This window comes from Mesorhizobium sp. M2A.F.Ca.ET.043.02.1.1, from assembly GCF_003952405.1.
In the GTDB taxonomy this organism is placed as follows: Bacteria; Pseudomonadota; Alphaproteobacteria; order Rhizobiales; family Rhizobiaceae; genus Mesorhizobium.
In genome coordinates, this window is record NZ_CP034445.1 from 4,174,070 (window position 1) to 4,195,402 (window position 21,333).

Annotated in this window: 18 protein-coding genes; 16 read left to right on the forward strand and 2 right to left on the reverse strand. The window is 60.6% G+C overall.

The features are described from left to right. Positions 1–54: 54 nt before the first annotated feature. Entirely contained in the window at positions 55–528 is a 474-nt protein-coding gene (locus EJ068_RS19890; protein ID WP_129554778.1) for a hypothetical protein, read from the reverse strand. Positions 529–984: 456 nt separating this feature from the next. On the opposite strand from EJ068_RS19890, the gene EJ068_RS19895 reads away from it, so the two are divergent. Together EJ068_RS19895 and EJ068_RS19900 are read left to right on the forward strand one after the other, a co-directional pair. Next, on the forward strand, positions 985–1,806 hold the full coding sequence (locus tag EJ068_RS19895; RefSeq protein WP_129554779.1) for an adenylate/guanylate cyclase domain-containing protein: 822 nt from the start codon (positions 985–987) through the stop codon (positions 1,804–1,806). Between the two features lie 4 nt (positions 1,807–1,810). Continuing rightward, positions 1,811–2,449 (forward strand): hypothetical protein, encoded by a 639-nt coding sequence (locus EJ068_RS19900; protein WP_129554780.1) that lies wholly within the window; start codon positions 1,811–1,813, stop codon positions 2,447–2,449. 719 nt (positions 2,450–3,168) lie between these two features. Here EJ068_RS19900 and EJ068_RS19905 read toward each other — a convergent pair. After that, a complete protein-coding gene (locus tag EJ068_RS19905; protein ID WP_129554781.1) occupies positions 3,169–3,471 on the reverse strand; it encodes a hypothetical protein in 303 nt (100 codons plus the stop codon). A 205-nt stretch (positions 3,472–3,676) separates the two neighbouring features. Here EJ068_RS19905 and EJ068_RS19910 point away from each other — a divergent pair, with 205 nt between their 5' ends. The 14 genes from EJ068_RS19910 (at position 3,677) to EJ068_RS19975 (ending at position 21,325) form a co-directional block, all read left to right on the forward strand. Further along, positions 3,677–4,831 (forward strand): AraC family transcriptional regulator, encoded by a 1,155-nt coding sequence (locus tag EJ068_RS19910; RefSeq protein ID WP_245463160.1) that lies wholly within the window; start codon positions 3,677–3,679, stop codon positions 4,829–4,831. Positions 4,832–5,410: 579 nt separating this feature from the next. Continuing rightward, a complete protein-coding gene (locus EJ068_RS19915; RefSeq protein ID WP_245463161.1) occupies positions 5,411–6,067 on the forward strand; it encodes an RNA ligase family protein in 657 nt (218 codons plus the stop codon). A 349-nt stretch (positions 6,068–6,416) separates the two neighbouring features. Continuing rightward, positions 6,417–8,108 carry an EAL domain-containing protein gene (locus tag EJ068_RS19920; RefSeq protein WP_129555019.1) on the forward strand — a complete coding sequence of 564 codons (1,692 nt, stop codon included), beginning with the start codon at positions 6,417–6,419 and terminating at the stop codon, positions 8,106–8,108. 109 nt (positions 8,109–8,217) lie between these two features. Further along, positions 8,218–8,739 carry a ubiquinone biosynthesis methyltransferase UbiE gene (locus tag EJ068_RS19925; RefSeq protein ID WP_129555020.1) on the forward strand — a complete coding sequence of 174 codons (522 nt, stop codon included), beginning with the start codon at positions 8,218–8,220 and terminating at the stop codon, positions 8,737–8,739. After that, positions 8,736–9,914 (forward strand): class I SAM-dependent methyltransferase, encoded by a 1,179-nt coding sequence (locus tag EJ068_RS19930; RefSeq protein ID WP_129554782.1) that lies wholly within the window; start codon positions 8,736–8,738, stop codon positions 9,912–9,914. The genes EJ068_RS19925 and EJ068_RS19930 overlap by 4 nt, the downstream gene beginning before the upstream one ends. Further along, positions 9,911–12,277: a SpoIIE family protein phosphatase gene (locus tag EJ068_RS19935; RefSeq protein ID WP_129554783.1), complete on the forward strand. Its 2,367-nt coding sequence runs from the start codon at positions 9,911–9,913 to the stop codon at positions 12,275–12,277. Before EJ068_RS19930 ends, EJ068_RS19935 begins: the two co-directional genes overlap by 4 nt. A 1-nt stretch (position 12,278) precedes the next feature. After that, on the forward strand, positions 12,279–12,839 hold the full coding sequence (locus EJ068_RS19940) for an ATP-binding protein (RefSeq protein ID WP_189512525.1): 561 nt from the start codon (positions 12,279–12,281) through the stop codon (positions 12,837–12,839). A gap of 18 nt (positions 12,840–12,857) precedes the next feature. Next, the gene (locus EJ068_RS19945; RefSeq protein ID WP_129554784.1) at positions 12,858–13,196 is read left to right on the forward strand and encodes a hypothetical protein; all 339 of its coding nucleotides are present in this window, start codon (positions 12,858–12,860) and stop codon (positions 13,194–13,196) included. Between the two features lie 463 nt (positions 13,197–13,659). Then, positions 13,660–16,095, forward strand: a complete 2,436-nt coding sequence (locus EJ068_RS19950) for an ATP-binding protein (RefSeq protein ID WP_129554785.1) — start codon at positions 13,660–13,662, stop codon at positions 16,093–16,095. A 5-nt stretch (positions 16,096–16,100) separates the two neighbouring features. Then, on the forward strand, positions 16,101–16,493 hold the full coding sequence (locus EJ068_RS19955; protein WP_129554786.1) for a response regulator: 393 nt from the start codon (positions 16,101–16,103) through the stop codon (positions 16,491–16,493). Positions 16,494–16,717: 224 nt separating this feature from the next. Beyond that, positions 16,718–17,110: a response regulator gene (locus EJ068_RS19960; protein ID WP_129554787.1), complete on the forward strand. Its 393-nt coding sequence runs from the start codon at positions 16,718–16,720 to the stop codon at positions 17,108–17,110. Beyond that, a complete protein-coding gene (locus EJ068_RS19965) occupies positions 17,110–18,861 on the forward strand; it encodes a YaiO family outer membrane beta-barrel protein (RefSeq protein WP_129554788.1) in 1,752 nt (583 codons plus the stop codon). The genes EJ068_RS19960 and EJ068_RS19965 overlap by 1 nt, the downstream gene beginning before the upstream one ends. Positions 18,862–18,863: 2 nt before the next feature. After that, a complete protein-coding gene (locus EJ068_RS19970) occupies positions 18,864–19,901 on the forward strand; it encodes a HEAT repeat domain-containing protein (protein WP_129554789.1) in 1,038 nt (345 codons plus the stop codon). After that, positions 19,898–21,325 carry a glycosyltransferase gene (locus tag EJ068_RS19975; RefSeq protein ID WP_189512528.1) on the forward strand — a complete coding sequence of 476 codons (1,428 nt, stop codon included), beginning with the start codon at positions 19,898–19,900 and terminating at the stop codon, positions 21,323–21,325. The genes EJ068_RS19970 and EJ068_RS19975 overlap by 4 nt, the downstream gene beginning before the upstream one ends. Positions 21,326–21,333 lie beyond the last annotated feature (8 nt).

Here is a 21,333-nt window from a genome sequence, read left to right on the forward strand (position 1 = left end):
CACGGTATTTCTGTATGCTGTCGGACTGCGCTCGGATGGTCGTTCGCAGATGCGCTAGGCGATGCCGAGTTTCACTCCGATATCGGCGGCAAGCTGTTCTTCGCTGTAGCTGGCCCCGAGGCGGGAACCGTCCAGGTCGGCAAGCTCTTGTGCGACAGCCTCATCGACGGGCGAAAAGAAGCCGTTCTGCTTCGTCGCCAGGACAAAGACCTGTTCGCCACCACAGTTGCGGATATCGCCGATATGGTGGAGTTGGCGGCCTGTATTCCGATCCACCGAGACCACCCGGCCATTGATGCTGACGCGAATGGATGGATCCGCCCCGGCAGCGACTGGCGAGCCACCGCCAACATGGATGATCAGTCCCTCGGCTTGCGGTTTCTGGCGCGGTTTCCTGGACGCAGAATAGTTGCCGCCGCTGATCTGGTCGGCAAGGCGCACAATCGTCGAGCGGTTCTGTTCGATCAGTCGCTTGACCTGAACATCCTCCCGCCGCGGGCCATCCCGCTTGGAGATGATTTCGACCATGAATCCTCCCAGATTCACTCCCATCGGTTCGTGACGGGGTCGCGTTTTTTTGACCCTACACGACCTCGGTGAGGTTTGCCATTGGTTCGTTGGCTAGCACGAGCGAGTGAGAGACTGGTAGCAAGCGGCTGCTACACCCCTGCTGACAACTGGATCGACCTCAAAACCAAGCTGCGAACGGCCGCAGCAACTCATGATCACGATAACGTTCCCGCCAACTCGAATGTCAGCTTTTGAATTTTCGCGCCCAAGAGTCGCCGGACTGCTCTCGGCCCCCAACCTGCCTGTCAGCAACGCGCCTCCATCTCGTCGTTCGCCCAAGCCCTCCCATCATCTGGAAGCAGACATCGCCAGCAATGTCGCACTGCGGTCCCCCGAAGCGGCTGCACGTCGAGCCGATCTAAATGAAGCAGCCCTCCTGGGTCCGTGCTATGTCAGAGAGTGAAGGAGGGGCAGATGAGCGAGACCCGCAAGCTTGCGGCGATCCTGGCCGCCGATGTCGTCGGATACAGCCGACTGGCTGGCGTGGACGAAGATCGGACTCTCGCGCGCCTCCGGGCACTCCGCAGCGACCTGCTTGATCCTGCCATCGCGGTACACATCGGGCGCGTGGTGAAACGCACCGGTGACGGAACCCTTGTTGAATTCCGCAGCGTGGTCGACGCCGTGCGGTGCGCCATCGAGGTGCAGAACGCTATGCTCGAACGCAACGCCGGCGTGCCGCCTGATCGACGCATCGAGTTCCGCATCGGCGTCCATATCGGCGACATAGTTGAGGAGGGCGACGGCGACCTTATGGGCGACGGCGTCAACATTGCCGCTCGCCTGGAAGGTATCGCCGAACCTAACGGGATTTGCCTGTCGGGTGCGGCATATGAGCAGGTGCGCGACAAGCTGAAGGTTGATTTCGAGGATATCGGCGACAAAGAACTTAAAAACATTGCACGGCCGGTGCGAGTCTATCGCGTGGCCTTAGACCGTCACATCGCAAGCGTGTCGACAGTGCCCGACCCTTCCGGCGGAAAACTGGCGCTGCCCGACAAGCCGTCGGTTGCTGTCCTGCCGTTCCAGAACATGAGGCGGCGACACCGAACTGGAATACTTCGGCGACGGGATCGCGGAGGACATCATTACCGCCTTGTCCAAGCTGCGGGGCTTCTTCGTTATCGCTCGCAATTCGTCCTTCGCGTACAAAGGCAAGGCGCCAGATATCCGTCAGGTCGCGCGCGAGCTGAATGTTCGCTATGTACTGGAAGGCAGCGTACGCAAGGCGGGTGAGCGATTGCGGGTAACTGGCCAGCTTATCGACGCGGCCAGCGGCAATCACATCTGGGCAGAGCGCTACGACCGCCTCGCCTCTGATATTTTCGCAGTGCAGGATGAGATCACTCACAGCGTTGTCGCAGCGATAGAGCCGCAGATTTACGCAGCTGAACGCCTTCGCCTTCAAAGTAAGGCGCCTGAGAGTCTCGATGCGTGGGGCTGCGTCGTACGAGCAATGCCTTATATCTGGACATGGGTTATTCAAGACGAGGACACTGGCATCAACCTCCTGAAGCGAGCTATTGAGCTTGATCCCCACTACGCTCGCGCCCGCAGCCTGCTCGCGTGGGCCTTCGCCACCCGTGTAATTTCCGGCAATTTGGAGTTTGAGCAAGGCATATCAAGTGCCCTCGCGCTTGCCCAGGGTGCGATAGACCTCGATCCCGACGACCCATGGGCCCATTTCGCGGCAGGTTACATATCAGCGTTTTCGAGACGATTTGGGCCAGCGGTGGAGGAACTGAACGAGGCACTGCAGCGCAACCCGAATTTTGCATTCGTCCACATAATCTTGGGGGTAGCGTACGGCTATGCGGGGCTTGCTGAAGATGGCCTCCCGCCGCCCAGACAGTTGCGGTCGTCGAATAGCGGCCCTTAGCCATCTGTAACACGTTTCGGTCGCCCGGCGGTGTCGCGACAGTTGCGCAGGTGATGCTACCTCATCGGGCCGCAGCGTCAGCTGCTCAGCGCCCATTTCAGCCGTTGGGCTCCGCTCTGCCGTCGCCTGAGAGTAGACAACCACTATCCCCGCGGTCGCCCCGCACGCCTCCGCATTTGCCCAGTGGGTCGTTCAACTCGAAATTCTCTCCGGCTGACCCGGCCGGGCTCGTTAGCCGCGACCGATTTCAAGCGGGGCCGTGACGATCTCGACAGCAATTCTATATGCGCGTAGCGCTGGTTCGCAAAATAAGGAAAGCCCTGAATTGACTCAAAACCTTCTGTGTTCTTCACTGACGACTATTCAACATCTCAACCGCGACGCCGCCGAGCATTTCCTGAGCGACACTGTCGGCCGGGTCCCGTGAACTTTTGCCGCTGAGATCTGATCTCTTCCAACAGTTCGCGCTCGTTGGTGCGAGCATTGCGAAAGACGGCCACAATCATCTCTGCCAAAATTTCAGCGTTCGGGTCCAAGGGATCGAGGCGTTCATCCGCGCAGACTTGATTAAACACGCGTTCGCAAACAGCCAGATCGAGAGGGCTAAGACAGGTGCGGTTGAAACGCTGACGCAGCATGTGAGCGAACCTTTCAGGGGCCGCCGCCCGTGCTGGCGGCGGGCTGGTATCACTGAGGCTTGAGCGATGCTGTTTACAGCGTTACTCCATACTCGGCGATTGCGTTGTCAATAATCCCAAAAGCTGCGCGCACTCGCGAGATCTGTATTGCCCAACTGTCATCAGCTGGTAATAGTCTTGCCGTTTACTTTCCGGTATACGAAAGCCGCGCCGAAATTCAGCCGCCTCCTTTGGAGTTCGAGTGCAGCCAAGCTTGCTGGCGCTGACTTTCAAGCTCGCCAGTGAGCACCCAAGTTTTTCCGCAATGTCCTTCAATGGTTCGTTATTGACGTATCCATCAAGAATTATCTTGCGGCGAGCTTCTCCTTTGATCTTCTCGTTCATTCGTGGTCTCCTCGACGTCGCTTTCACGATGTCGGAATCTATAGGCACCACTTTGAATTCTGTCGTTAGCCTCGCATCCAGAAACTTATCTCGGGATGCATTTCTTGTTGTAACTCAGCGTGATCGACGATCCGGCCGACAGGCTTGCCAGGTACCTGGAATACACCACATGATTGCGGGGGGCATGGGCATACCGGAATCGGATATGGCACCACGCGCGATGGACGCTAACAAGCAGGACGAGGCGCATACTAGGCAGTCGCCGGAGCGCGAGCGACGCCGTTGGCCCCGCGACGTTCAACCTGACAGCGCGGCTCCGCCAACCGCGCCGGCACTGGTGCCATTGTCCTTTTCAACGCTGGACTTGGCACCGAAGGACCAATTTCCCGCTTGGCAGGCGCATGTGGCACCGCTTGTCGAGCTCAGGTTGCCGGATAACAAATCGCTGCACGATGGCTTCCCGGCCGCCCACACGGCCTGGAATCTTGGTGGAATGCTGATCGTTGAACAGCGGACGCCGGCGCACAGTTATATCCGTTCCGCCGCTAAACTTCGTTCCAGCTCGATCGATCACTGGTATGTCGTCTTGCCACATACTGGCCGGTCATGGACGGAGGTCGATCGCCGCGTCGTGGAGGGACAACCGGGTAAACTTGAGATCAGGTCGCTGGGCTACCCGTTTCGCGGCAGGACAACGGATTCGGAAAGTCTCATTCTCTATTTGCCGCGTGATTTGTTTGCCGATGCGGCGGCAACCCTCGATCCGAACAACAATTCAATTCTTTCCGGCAACTTTGCTAACCTTTTGATCGACTACATTGACAGCATCGTAACAAGACTGCGCAGTCTCACTGCGGACGACCTGCCCCGCATCGTAAACGCCACCCGCAGCATGATCATTGCGTGCCTCGCGCCTCTGGCAGAAAACGCGGCTGCGGCCGAACAACTGGCGAGTGTCGCGCTAATGGAACGGGCGCGTCGATACGTCCAAAACAACCTGGACGCGGCTCGTTTGACGCCGGATACAATGTGTCGGGCGCTCGGGGTTTCGCGATCTCGTCTCTATCAGTTGTTCGAACCGAGCGGTGGAGTGCTCCATTACATTCAAAGTCGCCGACTTTTGGCAGCCCATGTTGCGCTCAGCGATCCGGCGGACAGCCGGCGCATCGTTCAAATTGCGGAAGCCTTCGGCTTCAGTTCAGCAGCAAATTTCAGCCGAGCCTTCAGCAAGGAGTTCGGTTATAGCCCTCGCGAAGGGCGCAGGACGACAGTGTTGCCGCGCCCCGCCCACTCTGTTTCGCTTGGCGAGCATGGGAAGGCCTCCTCCTTTGAAGGATGGCTCAAGGCGCTTGGAAGCTGAGCACAAGCGCGGCGCCGCTTGAGATCGGCGACATTCCATCAGAGTGCCTCGTGGGGTTCTGCTGGATGCCGAGCGGCAATCCCCCTCAGGGCAAGAGACTGCGTGGGCTGTCGGCAACCAAATGGCAATAGCCCTGGGCGAGAGATGCCGCGCCGATATCGAGATATGTACGCCCGGATAAGAATATGGATGCGCAGCTAACGACAACGCGACGTTACTCGTAGATGTTCGCGATGACTTTAGCGGGGGGCTCGGCACAGGCGGCAGGTTTCCAAGTTGGGGGAATATCGCACCGCCTGTGCCGACCGCGCCGCCGCTATCCGTCAAAGGTGGTGGCATAATCGAATTAGCGTGCCAAGGCGGGGGGCGGCTGGCTGGTGTTCATTGCGCCGCTAGATGGCTTCGTGGGGGCTCAATGTGGGGGCTCGGCACAGGCGCCAGGTGTCCAAGCTGGGGACATCCGTCAAACGTGGTGGCGTAGTTGAGTAAGCGTGCCGATGGCCGGGGGGCGGCCGGTCGGTGTTCAATCCGTCGCAGAATGGCTTAGTGGGGGCTCGGCACAGGTGGCAGGTGTCCAAATTGGGGGATGCCGATCGCCTGTGCCGCTCGCGCCGCAGCTATCCGTCAAAGATGGTGGCGTTGTTGGGTAAGCGTGACAAGGTGGACGGCGAACGGCTGGAGTTCATTCCGCCGCAGATGCCAACTCTTGTCGAGCAGCCGCCAGAAGATGACGGGTGGGTCCACGAGGCCAAGCTCGATGGCTACCGGACGCAGATCATCATCGATAAGTGCGGCGTGCGGCTCTACAGCAAGAATGGCCGTGACTGGACGACAAAATACTGGCCCATCGCGCTGGCGGTCGACATGCCATGCCGGGCTGCCATTCTCGACGGTGAGGTGATTGTGTCAGGTGAGAGCGGCACGCCCGATCCCGCAGCGCTGGAAGCCGTGGTCTGGAATGAGCCGAGCGGATTGGTGTTCGTCGCGTTCGATATCCTTCATCTCGACGGTCGCAATCTTACCCCCTTACCTTTGTTGCAGCGCAAGCACGCCCTGCGGCAACTGATCGAACCTCGCCTCGGCAAGATCCAATACAGCGAGCATTTTGAGCGCGGTGCGCTGGCGAACTTTGGCCTCATCGAGAAGATGGGGCCTAGTGGCCTTATCTCGAAGCATTCCGACAGCCCCTACAGGAGCGGACTGTCGAAAACATGGCTGAAGACCGAATATTCTTGAAAGCCGTCCTTGAATTGCCAGGACAGCCCCGCACAGCGAACGCTGCTCCCCCGGGGGTCCAATAGTTCGAATCACGTGCGTCGCTACTTTATCATTCGCTAATTTACGTTTTGTTAATGAACTTAGGTGTTCGGTATGTGGATAACGTGCCGCCAATAGCAATGGACCATGAATTTGCGATGTGGCGCACGCGGCGTTTGTTAAACCGCCGAGTTGAAAGTTGCCAAGCTTGTTACTTATGCTATTTCTAATCTGGGGACGGGGACGCTGATTTTTACACCGCCTATGGAGGTGGCTTTTGCGCCCGGAGGCATCAGGCGTCGGCATAGAGAATGAGAAGTCTTCCCCGATCGATGTTTCACGTGCCGGCGAAGCGCTTCTCGCTGATCTGTTGGCGAATACGACTGAACTTTTGTCGCTCTATGATCGCGACTTTCGGCTAACGCACTACGCAGCCAGGCTCAAAGGCCTGTACGGAGGCGCGGTGGTGCCAGGCGCCGCCATTTGGGAGATCTACCCAAGCTTCCTGGATACCAGGTGCCGCGACGAATTTCTTCGGGTATTTCAGGGCGGCTCTGCGGCAAGCATCGAATTGCCGCGATCATCGGGCGAAGCGCCTAGGTCCGTTTTCGTCTTCGGCACCGCAGATGGTGTCGGAGTCATCGAATCACAGGGACGGGGAGGGCGCAGCACGGCGGAGGAGCAGGAGCACGTAATTCTGCTCCATCAGGCGACTCATGACGTGCTGACGGGACTGCAGAACCGACGGCGATTCGGAGAGCGACTACAGGAAGCGCTGGCGGCAATCGGCGGCCCCAAGCCGAAAGCCGCCTTGCTCCAAATCGACCTTGACGATTTCAAGTCGGTCAACGACACGCTCGGCCATGGAGCGGGCGACACGCTCCTGCAACTCGCGGCAGGTCGAATCCGCGACGCGCTGCAGGATGGCGAATCTGCATACCGGTATGCCGGCGACGAGTTCGCTGTCATCCAGTTGGGCAAGGAGCAGCCCATGGAAGCCGAGCGCCTCGCCGGATCCCTGGTCAACGCCTTCAAGGACCCGTTCGTCATCAACGGCATTCCCGTCTTCGTCGGTTCAAGCATCGGAATTGCTTTCGGGCCGGAGCACGGGACCGACGGCGAGCAGTTGATGAAAGCCGCCGACATCGCTCTTTATGCAGCCAAGACGGACGGACGCGGGTGCGCCCGAACGTTCAATCGCCCGATGCTGCTCTTGCTCGAACAACGCGAGAATCTCAGGCGCAGCCTTCGAACCGCGTTGGAGCGGGGCGAGCTCTATATTGAGTATCAGCCGCTCATCCGGCCTCCCTCATCGGTGATCGGATTTGAAGCACTGCTGCGTTGGCGACACCCCGAGATTGGCATCATCCCGCCCGGTGTGTTCATTCCGATCGCCGAAGCCGACGGTCTGATGGACGAGATTGGACGATGGGTGCTCGAGCAAGCCTGTCGTCAGGCATTGACGTGGCCTTCCTCGCTGACAGTCGCAGTCAACCTGTCTCCGGCTCAGTTTCTGAGCGGTTCGTTGACAGATACTGTCGCTCAGATCATTGACGCAGTTGGAATTCGAGCCGAGAGACTTGAACTTGAGATAACCGAAACGGTTCTCCTTGAGAAGACAATTGATAATATCGATACATTAAATACTTTGAACGTCTTGGGAATAAGAATCTCTCTTGACGATTTTGGGACGTACTACTCATCGTTGAGCTACCTTAAGAATTTTCCATTCGACACCTTGAAGATAGATCAATACTTCATCACGGACTTGGAAACCGACCTCAAGAGCCAAACGATCGTGCAATCGATCATCAATCTGGCACACGGCCTGGGTATAAGCGTCACCGCCGAAGGGGTCGAGACGTCGGCACAGGCACGGTGGCTAGTCGAGGAGAATTGCGATTGCCTGCAAGGTAATTTCCTGGGACGGCCGCTCGGAGCCGACGCAACCGGCGATTTCATCAGGCGGTCGCCGTCGAAGGAGGGGCGAGCGATGGAGGAATCAAATCGGGTGCTCTAGCCCTGCACTGTTTGTGGAGGGGGAAAAAACGATCGAACTGGACACCGCGCAATGCGGAAACTCATCACGAGGCGGTCAAATTTCCATCTCGGAGGTCAGGAGGATGCTGATGGGATCTGTTCGTAACGAACCGGCTGGCGAGCCGACTTTTAAGCCGATGATCCAGATCGACATGGAGATCAAAACTTTTGTCTCCGCTTGGAAACACTGCGACTATGTCTCGACATATATGGCGCGGATGATCAGTCAAAACAGATCGGACTCAGTCCGGCATTCGAATCTGTTTTCCTCTGCCTTCAACGAATTGCTGGAGGTCGCTTTTCGTACGCGCCACACCGACGGCGAACTGGCATGCAGGGTGTCTCGCCACGGCGCGACGGACAGAATCGAGCTGACAATCCCTTGCGTGCCGGAGGAACGCCAGTTCTACCAGGAGGCCGTGTCGCATGCCGCCGGCTTTGAGGCCGGGGAGCGATATCTCAATTCGGTGTCTGGAGATCTGGCGCCCAGCAGGGAGGTCGTACTCCTGGAACTGGCTGTCGACTACAACGCGACACTCAGCGTCGAGGAGGCCGAAAGCGATGCGATCAAGCTCGTCGTCGATCTTCCACTTGAGGGCCTGCAGCATTGAGCCCTTACGACCTTCTCCCGCGCTTCAAGGTGCAATACGACGCGAACAACCAGGAGTTCTCCATATCCGGGGTGATCCGGCCGCAGGCGATCGATGAGCTTGGGCCAAGCCTGGCATTGCTACGCGATGCGATCGGCCGTGTACGCGGCGTTCTCTATATTAATGTCAGACGACTGACGCAGATGAACAACGCTGCATTCCATGCTTTTTCAAGGATCATTATTGACGCCTGTCGCGCTCTACCCGATCTCAAATTTGTCGTCATCACGTCAAGCGTCGTCGGATGGACCTCACGAAAATTCGGTCGCTTGAGCGGGATCGAACCGAACATCACGGTCGAGGAGTATGACAGCGAATTCTATCCAGGGCAGGGTTTCCTCGAGGAAGGCGGGTTCGTTCCAATCCTGCGCACACAGACAAAGTTGACCTGGCGCCACGAGCGAGCAATCTTGCCGCGACACGGCATGAGGCCGGGGATCGTCATGGCCGACATCTGTTGCGGGATCGGCGATTTCGCCGTGCTCGTGCAGAAAGAATTCCAGCCATCGCGGATCGTCGCCCTCGACCACTCCATATCAAGCCTGAACTACGCCCGGCGGGTGATGCGGGAGTTCGATATCCGGGGCATCGAATATACTTATGGCGATGCGTCGGAAATGCTTCTCGACGAAGCGCAGTTCGACTTGGTCACCTGCCGACATTCGCTTCAAATCTTCAATCGACCGGAACTCATCCTCAAGGAACTCTACCGCATCTGCCAACCAGGCGGGCGGGTCTACATCACCAACGAGAAGAATTCCCATTGCCTCGGCGAGCCGCGCGCAGAAAGCATTCGTTGGACATACAATGAGGTGGCGAAGCTGTTCGCGCATTTCGAGATGGATGTCGAGCTTGGGCCCAAGAGTCGGCGGTACCTGATTGAAGCCGGATTCGAAGACATACGTGTCGAGACCTTCATGGTCACCAACATGGACGGAGATCCGCAGGACTTCGCCGATGTCATTATGGCCTGGGCTGATGTTTACGCGGGCGATATGGCCAGCAGACGCGGCGATGGGCCCGAGTTCGTTGCACGGTTCCGACAGGGGTTTCAGGATCACATTTTCGCTGCGCTGCACCCCAAGGGTTACGCGGGTTGGCCGATCTGGGTCGCATCGGGGCGACGGCCACAATGAAAGCCGACGATCAGCCTACACCGCGCTTCGGCCTGCGCTCCTTTCGAGCAAAATTCGTTTTGGTCGTCGGCGGCGCGGTACTGTTCGACCTCTTGCTGAGCGGTGGTCTGGCGCTTTGGAACGTTCAAAAGCTGTCGCGCGACGCCACATCGGAAGTCGGTGAGGGCCTGACCACCGCAAACCAGGAATACATTCGCTCGTATGTCGACTCGACAGCGTTAAGTGTCGACCTCCTGCTCGATCGAGTTCATGGCGACGTGAAGGCGCTGGCCGGCGTTCTGCAGGCACAGATCAACGATCCGAGCAGGCAGCAACAGGTCGGAGCGACCCTTTCGCACCAAGCACCCGGCTCGGTGAAGGTCGTCTATGACGCGCAGGGCGATTGGGCGCAGAACCTGCCGAGCGCGCCTTCGGTGATAAGCGTCTGGGGCTACCTGCTGGGCGCCGACCACACTCCGCTCCCCGGCGTTCAGCGGGAAATAGAAGACAGTACCGTGATCGATCTCGTCGCGCCGACCCTCATGGCCAGCGGATCGCCGAAACTGCAGATGTACTATATTGGCCCAAAGGAACGGCCGATCTTCAGGACGGTCCCCTACACGGACCAGGCGCAGACCTTCGACCGACTCTATCCGGGCCACAACAAGGCGGAGTTCTGGGAGTTCTTCTTTCCGGGGATCTATGGGTCATGGCAGCAATGGGCCAGGGATCCGGCCTTACGTCCGGTCGCCGACGACATCACTCAAACAGCGCCTTACACCGATGCGATCACGGGAAAGCTGATCGTCAGCTTTTTCCACCCGCTGTGGACGCGCGATCACACCGGCATCGCCGGCGTAGCGGGTGCGGACATCACTCTCGATCAGCTCGCGGAAGTCGTCGAGCGCGTGAAGATCGCGGAAACCGGGTTCGGCTTCCTCACCATGTCGACCGGCAATGTGGTGGCAATCAATCCATCGGGCCAGGCGATCATCGGCCTGACTTCATCCAATGATGCGGGCACGCAGGGCGTCACCGGCCTCGAGAGGTCGCTGCGGGGAAGTACGCAGCCGGCAATCGCGTCGCTGCCACTCGACCAGAACAATGACGGTGTCATTCAGCATATCATGCTCGACAACAAGGGCGAACGCGTACCCTACATAGTCGTGCTCAAGAGATTGAAGCCGACCAACCTGTGGAGCTCGGGACCGATCAAGTCCGAAGCGATGTCGGTCGGTATCGTCGTTCCCGAACGCGAGATCTATGCTTCTCTGTTCGCCGCGCAGAAGAGTATCTCCCGCGCAACCAATCGCATCCTGCTCTTTCAGATCGGCGCCATCGTCGTTTCGCTTCTGATTGTTTTTGCGGCAGTGCTCGGGATCTCGAAGCGGATCACCGCCGGCCTAAGGGCGCTTGCCAGCGCCGCCCAGAGGCTCCAGTCCAAAGACTATTCCGTCCGCGTGAGTATTCCAACGCGTGACGAGGTTGGAGCGGTAGGCGTCGCCTTCAACCGAATGGCCGAGCAGATCAGCTTTCACACAGAAAACCTCGAGCAACTCGTCGACGAACGAACCAGGGAGCTCGGCGACGCAAATCAGGAGATTTCTGCGCTCAACGAAAAGCTGCGGGACGAGAACATCCGGCTCGGCGCCGAACTCGCGGTCGCCAGGCACATCCAGATGATGGTTCTGCCGAAACCGTTCGAACTCGAAGCGATTCCGGGGCTTGAGATCGCCGCCTATATGCGGCCGGCTGACGAGGTCGGTGGCGACTACTACGACGTTCTGCAGAACGGATCACGGATCAAGATCGGTATCGGCGACGTAACAGGTCACGGTCTCGAGAGCGGCGTGCTGATGCTGATGGTCCAATCGGTTGCACGCGCGCTGCAGGAGACCAACGAAGGGAATCCGCACCAGTTTCTCGATCGGCTGAACAGAGCAATCTACAAGAACATCGAGCGCACGAACACCGGCAAGCATCTCTCGCTGGCCTTTCTTGACTTTGAGGATGAACGGGTAACGCTATCCGGCCAGCACGAGGATGTTCTGGTCATGCGCGCTGGCGGGGAAGTGGAACGCATAGATACGCTTGATCTGGGTCTTCCGGTTGGTCTGGAGAATGACATCTCGCAGTTCATTGACACGCGTGACATCGCGTTCGGGAGCGGTGACGTGATCGTGCTGCACACCGACGGCGTGACCGAGGCGGAAGATGAAGACAAGAGACTATTCGGGTTCGAGCGCCTCTGCCAGAGCGTGCAAAGACGTCACGGGAGCAGCGCCGAGGACATCAAGACCGGGATCATCGATGATCTGATGGCCCATATCGGTATCCAGAAGATCCACGACGACATCACCCTCGTGATCATAAGGCATACATAAGATGACAGCGCTGTTCGGTACCCCTGACATTGCAATCGGGATGAAGGAGAGTGTCAGTCGCCTGCGGCTGTTCGACGGACCTCTCGACTTGAGTTGGCGCCATTGTGCCACGACCTCGGACTTCATTGCCGATCTGTTCGCGTTGCGCTTTCAGTCGTCCCGCAATGACTACATGGAAGTGCGACATAGCATCGGATATCTAGTCAACGAGCTCATCGAAAATGCGGTCAAGTTTCGGGCACCGGGTGAGATCGTGATCGAGGCGTCGATGGATTCGGAGTGCTTCAAGCTCAAGGTTTCGAACGACGTCGACGGTGAGAACGCGTCTGAGTTCCAAAGTCTCCTGGCGGACATCACAGTTGGCGACCCCAAAGACCTGCTGATACAGCGAATTGAAGCGAATGCAGCGAATCCTGACGTGGCGCGCTCCGGACTGGGATTGCTGACGTTGATGAGCGACTATGGCGCACGCCTGGCCTGGATATTCAGCCCCGCCGATGAAAGCGATCGGATTTGCCTGGAGACGTATGCCTCCATTCCGATATCGCAAACGCACAACTAGATGAAACGAAGCCAAGCAATGGAAATCAAGACGGACGACTACCGGGTGTGGATTGAAGGAAGCGATATTTTTTTCGACGGTGCAATGCGGCTTGCCAGTTCAGAGGCGGGTGCGCCCGTCATGGCTTTGGCGAACAGTGTCCTTGTCTCAAACCCTTCAATTATTACGCTCAATTTGAAGGACCTTCATTTTCTTAACTCTTCCGGCATCAATCTGCTGGCGAAATTTACCATCGAGGTGCGCAAGCATCCCGAGGTTCGTCTCGTCGTACGCGGAACGCCCGACATACCTTGGCAATCGAAATCATTGCCAAATCTCAAGAAGCTGCATCCCGCGCTGGTGCTTTTGATGAACTAACCGGCTTGTCGGAGCGTCATCTTTTCAATCGTCACCTAAAGCGTGTCACCATTAATCGGCCTCATAATCGGGCAGCCTTGAGCAAGTTCCTGCATTCGGCTGGCTCGAACAGATGGCAGATGTCATCGAGGGCTTGGCAGGGTGCGTCGAACGTTCTGGCTGCCTTCCTTCGCAGCAGCGCCTCGACCCACAAACCCCATAGCCCGGCATCTGTGGCCAGCCGGTCCTATATGAGAGACTTTCGACGGCTGCCATCATCCTTAAGTCGATTGGTAACCCCTCACGTTATCGGCCAGAGAAGAGCAGGCTTCGCCTTGATGATCGAGGCGCCCGCGGCAACCAGATGCCCTGCCGACCGGCTGCATGGACCGCCCGCTCGGGTGCCAAGGACCCGAGCCTGCAGGCTGCTTTAGACCTCGGATAGGTTTTGCCGATATTTTCGGAGCAAAGGAGCAGGAACGTCATGACCGAAATCTGGCACTCACTCCTCGCCAACCTGGCTCTCGTCTCCATCCTGGTCGTCGCCTGGGACCTTGTGGCGGATTTTACCGGACGTCTCCCACGGCTGGGACAGTCGCTGCTTCTCGGCGTGGTCATGTGCGCCGGCTCGATCATCTCCATGGCGACGGCTTTGTCCGTCTCAGGCTTCGTCGTCGATCTGCGGGCCGCATTCATTGGCGCTGCTGCCTTCTTCGGCGGATGGGCGGCAATGTTCGTCGCGACCGCCGGCTCCATCGCCTACCGCGCCTATCTTGGCGGGCAGGGCGCGAGTGTAGGCATTATGAGCATTCTGATCACGGCTGTCGTCGGGCTGGCTTGGCACCATGTCGTCGCGGTCCGCTCGCGTACCATGCTCGATATACTCGGCCTCGGCGTGACGGTGGCGCTTGCCGGGCTGATCACGCTTGTGGTCATCCCCCAGCAGGTCCTGACCGGCTTCGTTCAGCAGAGCACGCTTCCGTCCCTGGTGTTCCGGTTTCTCGGCACCTTCATCATCGGCGTGCTGCTCGACCGGCAGCAGCGGCGCCGCGATCTCGCCATGTCCAACATGATCTACCGCGCCATGGTTCGCGAGCTGCCGGATTGCCTCAACGTGAAGGATGCCGCCGGCCGCTTCGTCGTTGCAAATCCCGCCACCGCGGAAATGATGCGCGCCGCATCGGCCGAGGACCTTATCGGCAAGACGGACTTCGATTTTTATCCAAAGGATGTCGCCGAGCGTTTCAGGCAGGATGAAATGGGTCCCCTGGAAACGGGGCAGACATTGCGCATCGACCAGCCCGCGCTTTTCCTGGATGGTGGCCAGGGCTGGCTCTACACCTTGAAGGCTCCCTTCCGCGACGAGACCGGCAAGATCGTCGGCGTCATCACCTACAATCGCGACATCACCGAGCAGAAGAAAAACGCGCAGCTCAAAAACGACTTCATCTCGACCGTCAGCCACGAGCTGCGCACGCCGCTGACGTCGATCCGCGGCTCGCTCGGGCTGATCGCGGCGGGCGTCGCGGGCGAATTACCGCCCAAGGCGGCCAATCTCGTCAACATCGCCCACAACAACAGCGAGAGGCTGGTTCTTCTCATCAACGATATCCTCGACATCGAGAAGATCGAATCGGGCGTCATCAGCTTCAAGATCAAGCAGATGCCTGTGCGACCGGTCCTGGAGCAGGCCATAGCCGCCAGTTCGAACTACATGGCCGAGAGCAGGATACGCATCGTCCTGGTCGACGATGCGCCGCGCGCCGAGGCCAATATCGACCCGGACCGCCTGCACCAGGTGATGGCGAACCTCCTGTCCAATGCGATCAAGTTCTCCGAGCACGGCGGCGCCGTGACCGTGAAGCTGCAGCGCCGTGACGGCGGCATGCTGCGCATCTCCGTGATCGATCAGGGCGCCGGCATTCCCGAAGCATTCCGCAGCCGCATATTCGGCAAGTTCGAGCAGGCCGACGCGTCCAGCACCCGCAGGAAGGGAGGCACGGGTCTCGGCTTGAGCATCGTCAAGACCATCGTGGAAAAGTTGGGCGGCGCCGTTTCCTTCGAAACCGAGGAAGGCAAGGGAACGTCGTTTCACGTCGACCTTGCCGAAGCGCAGAGGCAGGAGGCGAAACCGGTCTTCGTCGAGCGCCGGTCGAAGAAGCGCGACGGCCGTCTGCGCGTCCTGATCTGCGAGGACGAGCCCGATGTCGCCGCCGTGATCGCTGCTCTTCTCGATGCGGAAGGCTTCTCCAGCGACGTCGCCCCCGACATCGACACCGCCAAGGCTCTGCTCAGTTCACGCGATTATGTGGCGCTGACGCTCGACATCAAGCTGGCGGGGGAATCCGGCATCAAGCTCTTCCATGATATCAGGGCCTCGAAGGTCAATTCCGACATTTCGGTCATCGTCATCTCTGCCGTCGCCGACGAGGCCAGGCGTTCGCTGAACGGCACCGCGGTCGGCATCGTCGACTGGCTGGAAAAGCCGGTTGATTCGAAGCGCCTTCACGCCGCTCTCGCCAAGATTGTTGGCCGCAGGGTCGAGCCGAAGCCGCGGATTCTGCATGTCGAGGACGACGAGGGCGTGCTTGCGGTGATGTCGGAAGGGCTGGGTTCGGGTGTTTCGATCACCTCTGCGAAAACGCTGAAGGACGCACAGCAGGCGATCGCGAACCATCGCTTCGATCTGGTCATCCTCGACATCGCGCTGCCAGACGGATCGGGGCTGGACCTGCTTGCCAATCTGCCGCTCGAAACAGGGGTCATCGTGTTCTCGGCGGCGGAACTGGACGACAAGCTGGGCGATCGGGTCCAGGCGATCATGACCAAGACCAAGGCGTCGGAGATCGACGTCGCAAGGCTGGTCAGGAACATGTTGACCCGCCACGGCGCGGGAGCCAGCGCGCAAGCCAAGGAGTGACCCTCATGCCGGCAAGAATCCTTTATGTGGACGATGAGGACGACATCCGCGAAATCGCTCAGATGTCGCTGGAGCTCGAGCCCGAGTTCGAGGTGCGGTCCTGCGCTTCGGGCGCCGCGGCGCTGGTCGATGCGGCAGCATGGCGGCCCGACCTCATTCTGCTCGACGTGATGATGCCGGACATGGACGGGCCGGAGACGCTTAAGCGCCTGGCCGCATCGCCGCCGACGGCGTCGATACCCGTGGTGTTCATTACCGCGCGCACCCAGACGCATGAGGTCGAACGCTATCTCGCCATGGGCGCGGTGGGCGTCATCGCGAAGCCCTTCGACCCCATGGCGCTTGCCGGTGACGTGAAGAAGCTGCTTGCCTCGCGCGCCGGCGGTCCGGTGGCCTAGCAGGGAGAGCGCCGCGAGCGCCGAAAAGCCTGTCGGCAGCTCCTGCCTGGTGTTTACGCCTCCTATACCATGCGCCGATATTCATCTACTGATTGCATCGAAGTGAGACTGCCGCGAATCGGCTCTATCTATGATTTGCGCGGTCTCGTCTGCATGGACCGCATTTGGCGGATGCAGGTCCATGGGTGATCACTCCGGGGGGCGACGGAACCGGAGCAGGACTGGTGGATGGAGCGAAGGCAAGAGTTCTGATCTGCGATGACGACCCGTTGTTGCTCGAGCTGATGGAATTCAGGCTAAGGGCGAAGGGATACGAGGTCATCAAAGCGGTCGACGGGGCGGAGGCGCTGGAGAAGGCGCATCGGGACGCCCCCGACGTCGTCGTGCTCGACGCGATGATGCCGAAGGCCGACGGCCTTGAAGTGCTGGCGCGCATCAAGGGTGACCCGGCTTTGTCCGATACGCCGGTCGTCATGCTGACTGCCCGTAAGGGCCAAAAGGACATTGTCTCGGCCTTGGACAAGGGCGCCGACGACTATCTGGTGAAGCCGTTCATTCCCGAGGAGCTTTTGGCCCGGCTGGCGCGTCTCATCGCGCGCAAGAGCGGGAAGCGCTGATGCGGCGTGGCCGGCGCCTCAGCTTCGCCGCGTGCCTGGTCCTGGCTGTCGCCGCCGCTCCGCGCGGGGCCCTCGCGCAGACAGCCGACGAGCTCTACGCCTCGGCCGTGAAGGCGAGGCAGGCGCAGCATTTCGATGAGGCCGCCGACCTCTTGAAGCGCGCGCTGGCGCTCAAGCCAGACGATGCCGACGCGCTGGTTCAGCTTGGCTTCGCCGAGCTCGGCCGCAACGACCTTCCGGCGGCGCGCGATGCTTTTTTCAAGGCGCTTTCGCTGGCTCCGAACTACAGGGATGCCACCTTCGGCATGGCCGAGGTCGAATACCGCTCCGGTAATCTGGATGTCGCGCTGCCGCTGGCCGAAACCGTCGCAAAGGCCGATCCGGTCAATACCGACGCCGCAGTCCTTGTCGAGAACATCCGCAAGGCGAAGCAGACAGTCGTCAGCAAACCTAAAGCGGCTGCCGCAGTACTGGCAGCGGTGAAGAAACCGCATCGCCGGCCCGATCCCGTTCCTGGCCTGATGGAAGACGGCAGGCGCTTGCGGACAGAAGGAAAGCTGCCCGAAGCGGAAAAGGTCTATCGCCGCGCCCTGAAGCTGTCGCCGAAAAACACCGATGTCCTGGTAGCGCTTGGCCTCGTCGTCGGCTCCAGCCAGCGCTTCGACGAAGCCGACCCTCTCTTCGACCGGGCGCTGGCCATCAAGCCAGGCCTTCTCGATGCCAGGCTGGGCAAGGTGCGCCTGGCGATCTGGCAAGGCGACACGCTGCGCGCCCAGGCGCTGATCGACGGCGTGCTGGCGACCGCGCCGGACAATGTCGAGGCGCTCGACCTCGAAGGCAGGATCGCCTTGCTGGAGGCCGACTACACGCGGGCCGGGCGGTCGTTCCAGCGCGCGCTGGCGCTGGAGCCGCGGAATGCCGAGGCGCTGGTGGGGATCGGCGATGTGCGCCGCGCCGATGGCGACGATGAGGCCGCGCGGCAGGCCTATCATCAGGCGCTCGCCCTTCAGCCGGGCTCTGCCGATGTCGAGCAGAGGTTGGCCATACCGCCGCCGCGCAACTGGCGACTCGACCTCGGCAGCGAGGTGAGCGATCTCACCAACGGGCTGGGCGACTGGACCGACAGTTCGGCCAGACTTGCCTACCGGCTGTCGCCGCGCACGACGATTTCCGGCCGCACCCGGCTGGCGACCCGTTTCGGCCACACCGACGTCCAGCTCGAAGGCCGCATCGACCAGGCCTTCACGCCGACCTTTTCCGCCTATGCGCTCGCCGCGGTGACGCCGGACGCCGACTTCCTCGCCCGTTATTCGATCGGCGCAGGCGCGTCCTGGCAGGTCGTGGCGCCCGCAAAGGCATTCGGCCCGCTCTCACTCAACATCGATGCCCGCTACGACAGTTTCGCCGACACCAGCGTCACCAGCATCCAGCCTTGGGCGCAGGCCTATATCCTCGACGGCCGCCTGGGCCTCTCCGCCCGCTGGGTGCATGCCGAGGACGATACCGGGACTGTCGCCGACGGCTATGTGCTTCGCGCCGACCTTGCCGCCACGGAGCGCTTCAACCTCTTCGCCGGCTATGCCGACGCCCCCGAGATCGACGACGGGGCGCTGGTGCCGACGCGCACCGTCTTCGGAGGCATTTCCTTCGAGGTCAGCGATCCGCTAACGCTGCGCGCCAGCATTGCGCATGAAGAACGCCCGACCTTCGACCGCAACATTTTCGGCCTCGGCCTGACGGCGCGGTTCTGACCATGTGGTATATCTGGGACCTCTCGATACTGCTCAGCGCCCTGTCCCTGGTGATCATGCTGTTCTTGATCGCGCGCCGCCTGCTGCAGGAGCGCCGGGCCAGGGCGACGGCCGACCAGCGGCGCCAGGTGCTGACCGCGCTGATCGCCTTCACCGAAAGCCGCGATCGCGACGCCTTGAAGGCAACCGTGCTCGACGTGCCGGCCGGCGTGGCGATCGATGCCGGCTTCGAGTTCATTTCGCTGCTACGCGGCGAGGAGAGGGACGACGTGCTTGTCGCCTTCAACGAATGCGGCCTGCCGGCCCGCGTCAACAGGCAGCTGCGAAAAGGCAATGTCGCCGACCGCATCCACGCCGCGGAGATGCTGGCGGCGATGGGTTCGGACGATGCGACGGAAAACCTGCTTTCCGCGCTTACCCAGGACCGTTCGCGCGAAGTCAGGATTGCGGCCGCAATCGCGCTCTGCGATCTGGGTAGCCTGCCCCTGCTCGGCACCGCGCTGGACTTCATCGGCGTGGCGGGGCAGCGCTCGCGGCGGCTGATCGAGCTGTTCAGGCGCTTTCCGCGCTCGCGCTTCAACGAGCTTGCGGTCCATGCGTCACGCATCGACGCCTCGCCCTTCATCCGGGCGGCCGCGATTGACGCGCTGGCGCGCGCCGGCGGCTTCGGCTTCGCCGATTTCTTCGCCGGCCTGACCGGCGATGCCGCGCCCGAAGTTGCCGCCGCCGCATTGCGAGCGCTGGGCCTGACGGGTCACGCCGAGGCGCCGGCCATCCTGAAGCGCGCCATGGCCAACGACGACTGGGACGTGCGCGCCGCCGCGGCCGAATCCGCCGGGCGCCTCGGCCTGCCCGAGCTCGCGGCACCGCTCTCCAGGTTAATGGATGATGAGGTCTGGACCGTGCGCTACGCCGCTGCCAACGCGCTGCGCTCCTTCGGTCAGCCGGGCGAGCGGCTGTTGCGCGAGATCGCTTCGGCGCAAGTCTCGCGCAGCCAGCGCACCGCCTCGCTCATCCTAGCCGAGGGGCCGGTCCTATGATCGCCGACTGGAGCCACGAGGTCGTTCTTGCCGCCACAATCCTGTCCTGGTTCATCATCGGGGCGGGGCTGGCGCAGACCACGATCTATCTCCTGCAGCTTGTCCTCGCCGGCTATGCCCTGTCCAAGCGCCCGCCGGTGGCGCGCTCGGCGCTGCTGTGGCAGCGCTATGGCGATGTCGCGCCGCCGATCGCGCTGCTAGTTCCGGCCTATAACGAGGCGTTGAACGTGGTCGATAGCGTCCATTCGATGCTCGCGCTCGAATACCCCAATTTCGAGGTGGTCGTTATCAATGACGGCTCGAAAGACGAGACCTTGCAGCGCCTGATCGATGCCTTCAAGCTGGTGAAGTTCCAACGGCCCTTTGAGGAGGCGCTCGCGCATCAGCCGATCCGCGGCCTCTATTCCTCGCCGATAACCGAACGGCTGTTCGTGGTCGACAAGGAGAATGGCGGCAAGGCCGATGCCCAGAATGCCGGCATCAATGTCTGCCGCGCGCCGCTCTTCTGCGTCATCGATGGCGATTCCATCCTCGAGCCGGATGCCCTGATGCGCGCCGCCCAGCCTTTCATCGACGACCCCGAGCGCACCATTGCCGTGGGCGGCACGATCCGGATCGCCAATGGCTCGAGGATCGAGGCGGGCAGGGTGCGCGAAATCCATTTGCCGCGCCGCCTGCTGCCCTTGTTTCAGGTTGTCGAATATTTGCGCGCCTTCCTCATGGCGCGACTGGCCTGGAGCAGCATCAACACGCTGATGCTTGTGTCCGGCGCCTTCGGCATGTTCCGCCGCGCGGAAGTGGTGGCGGTGGGCGGCTTCACCAAGGGTTCGATGGGTGAGGACCTCGACCTCGTCATCAAGCTGCACCGCCATATGCGCGATAAAAAGCGCAAATACCGCGTCCAGTTCATTCCCGAGCCGGTGTGCTGGACCGAGGCGCCGGAATCGCTGAGCGTGCTGGCCCGCCAGCGCTCACGCTGGCAGCGCGGCGCGCTCGAATGCTTCTTCCGCTACCGCTCGATGCTCTTCAATCCGCGCTACGGCCGCGTTGGCTTGCTCGGCTTCGGCCACATCCTGATCGTCGACATACTGGGGCCGGTCGCCGAGGTGCTGGGCTACATCCTGATACCGGCCTTTTGGTTGCTCGGCATCCTTTCGGCGGAATATCTCCTCGCCTTCACCGCGCTCATCTTCACTTATGGGGTCTGCGTCAGCGTCTGCTCGCTGATCCTCGAGGAAGCCGAGCTGCAGCGCTTTCCCCGCGCCAGGGACCTCGCCGTGCTGACGGTCGCCGCCGTGATCGAGAATTTTGGCTACCGCCAGCTCAACAATTTCTGGCGGGTGAAGGGCTGGTGGCAATATCTGCGCGGCAACCAGGGCTGGGGCGAGATGACCAGGACCGGCCTCGGCGGGGCTAAGAAGTAAGCCGCAGC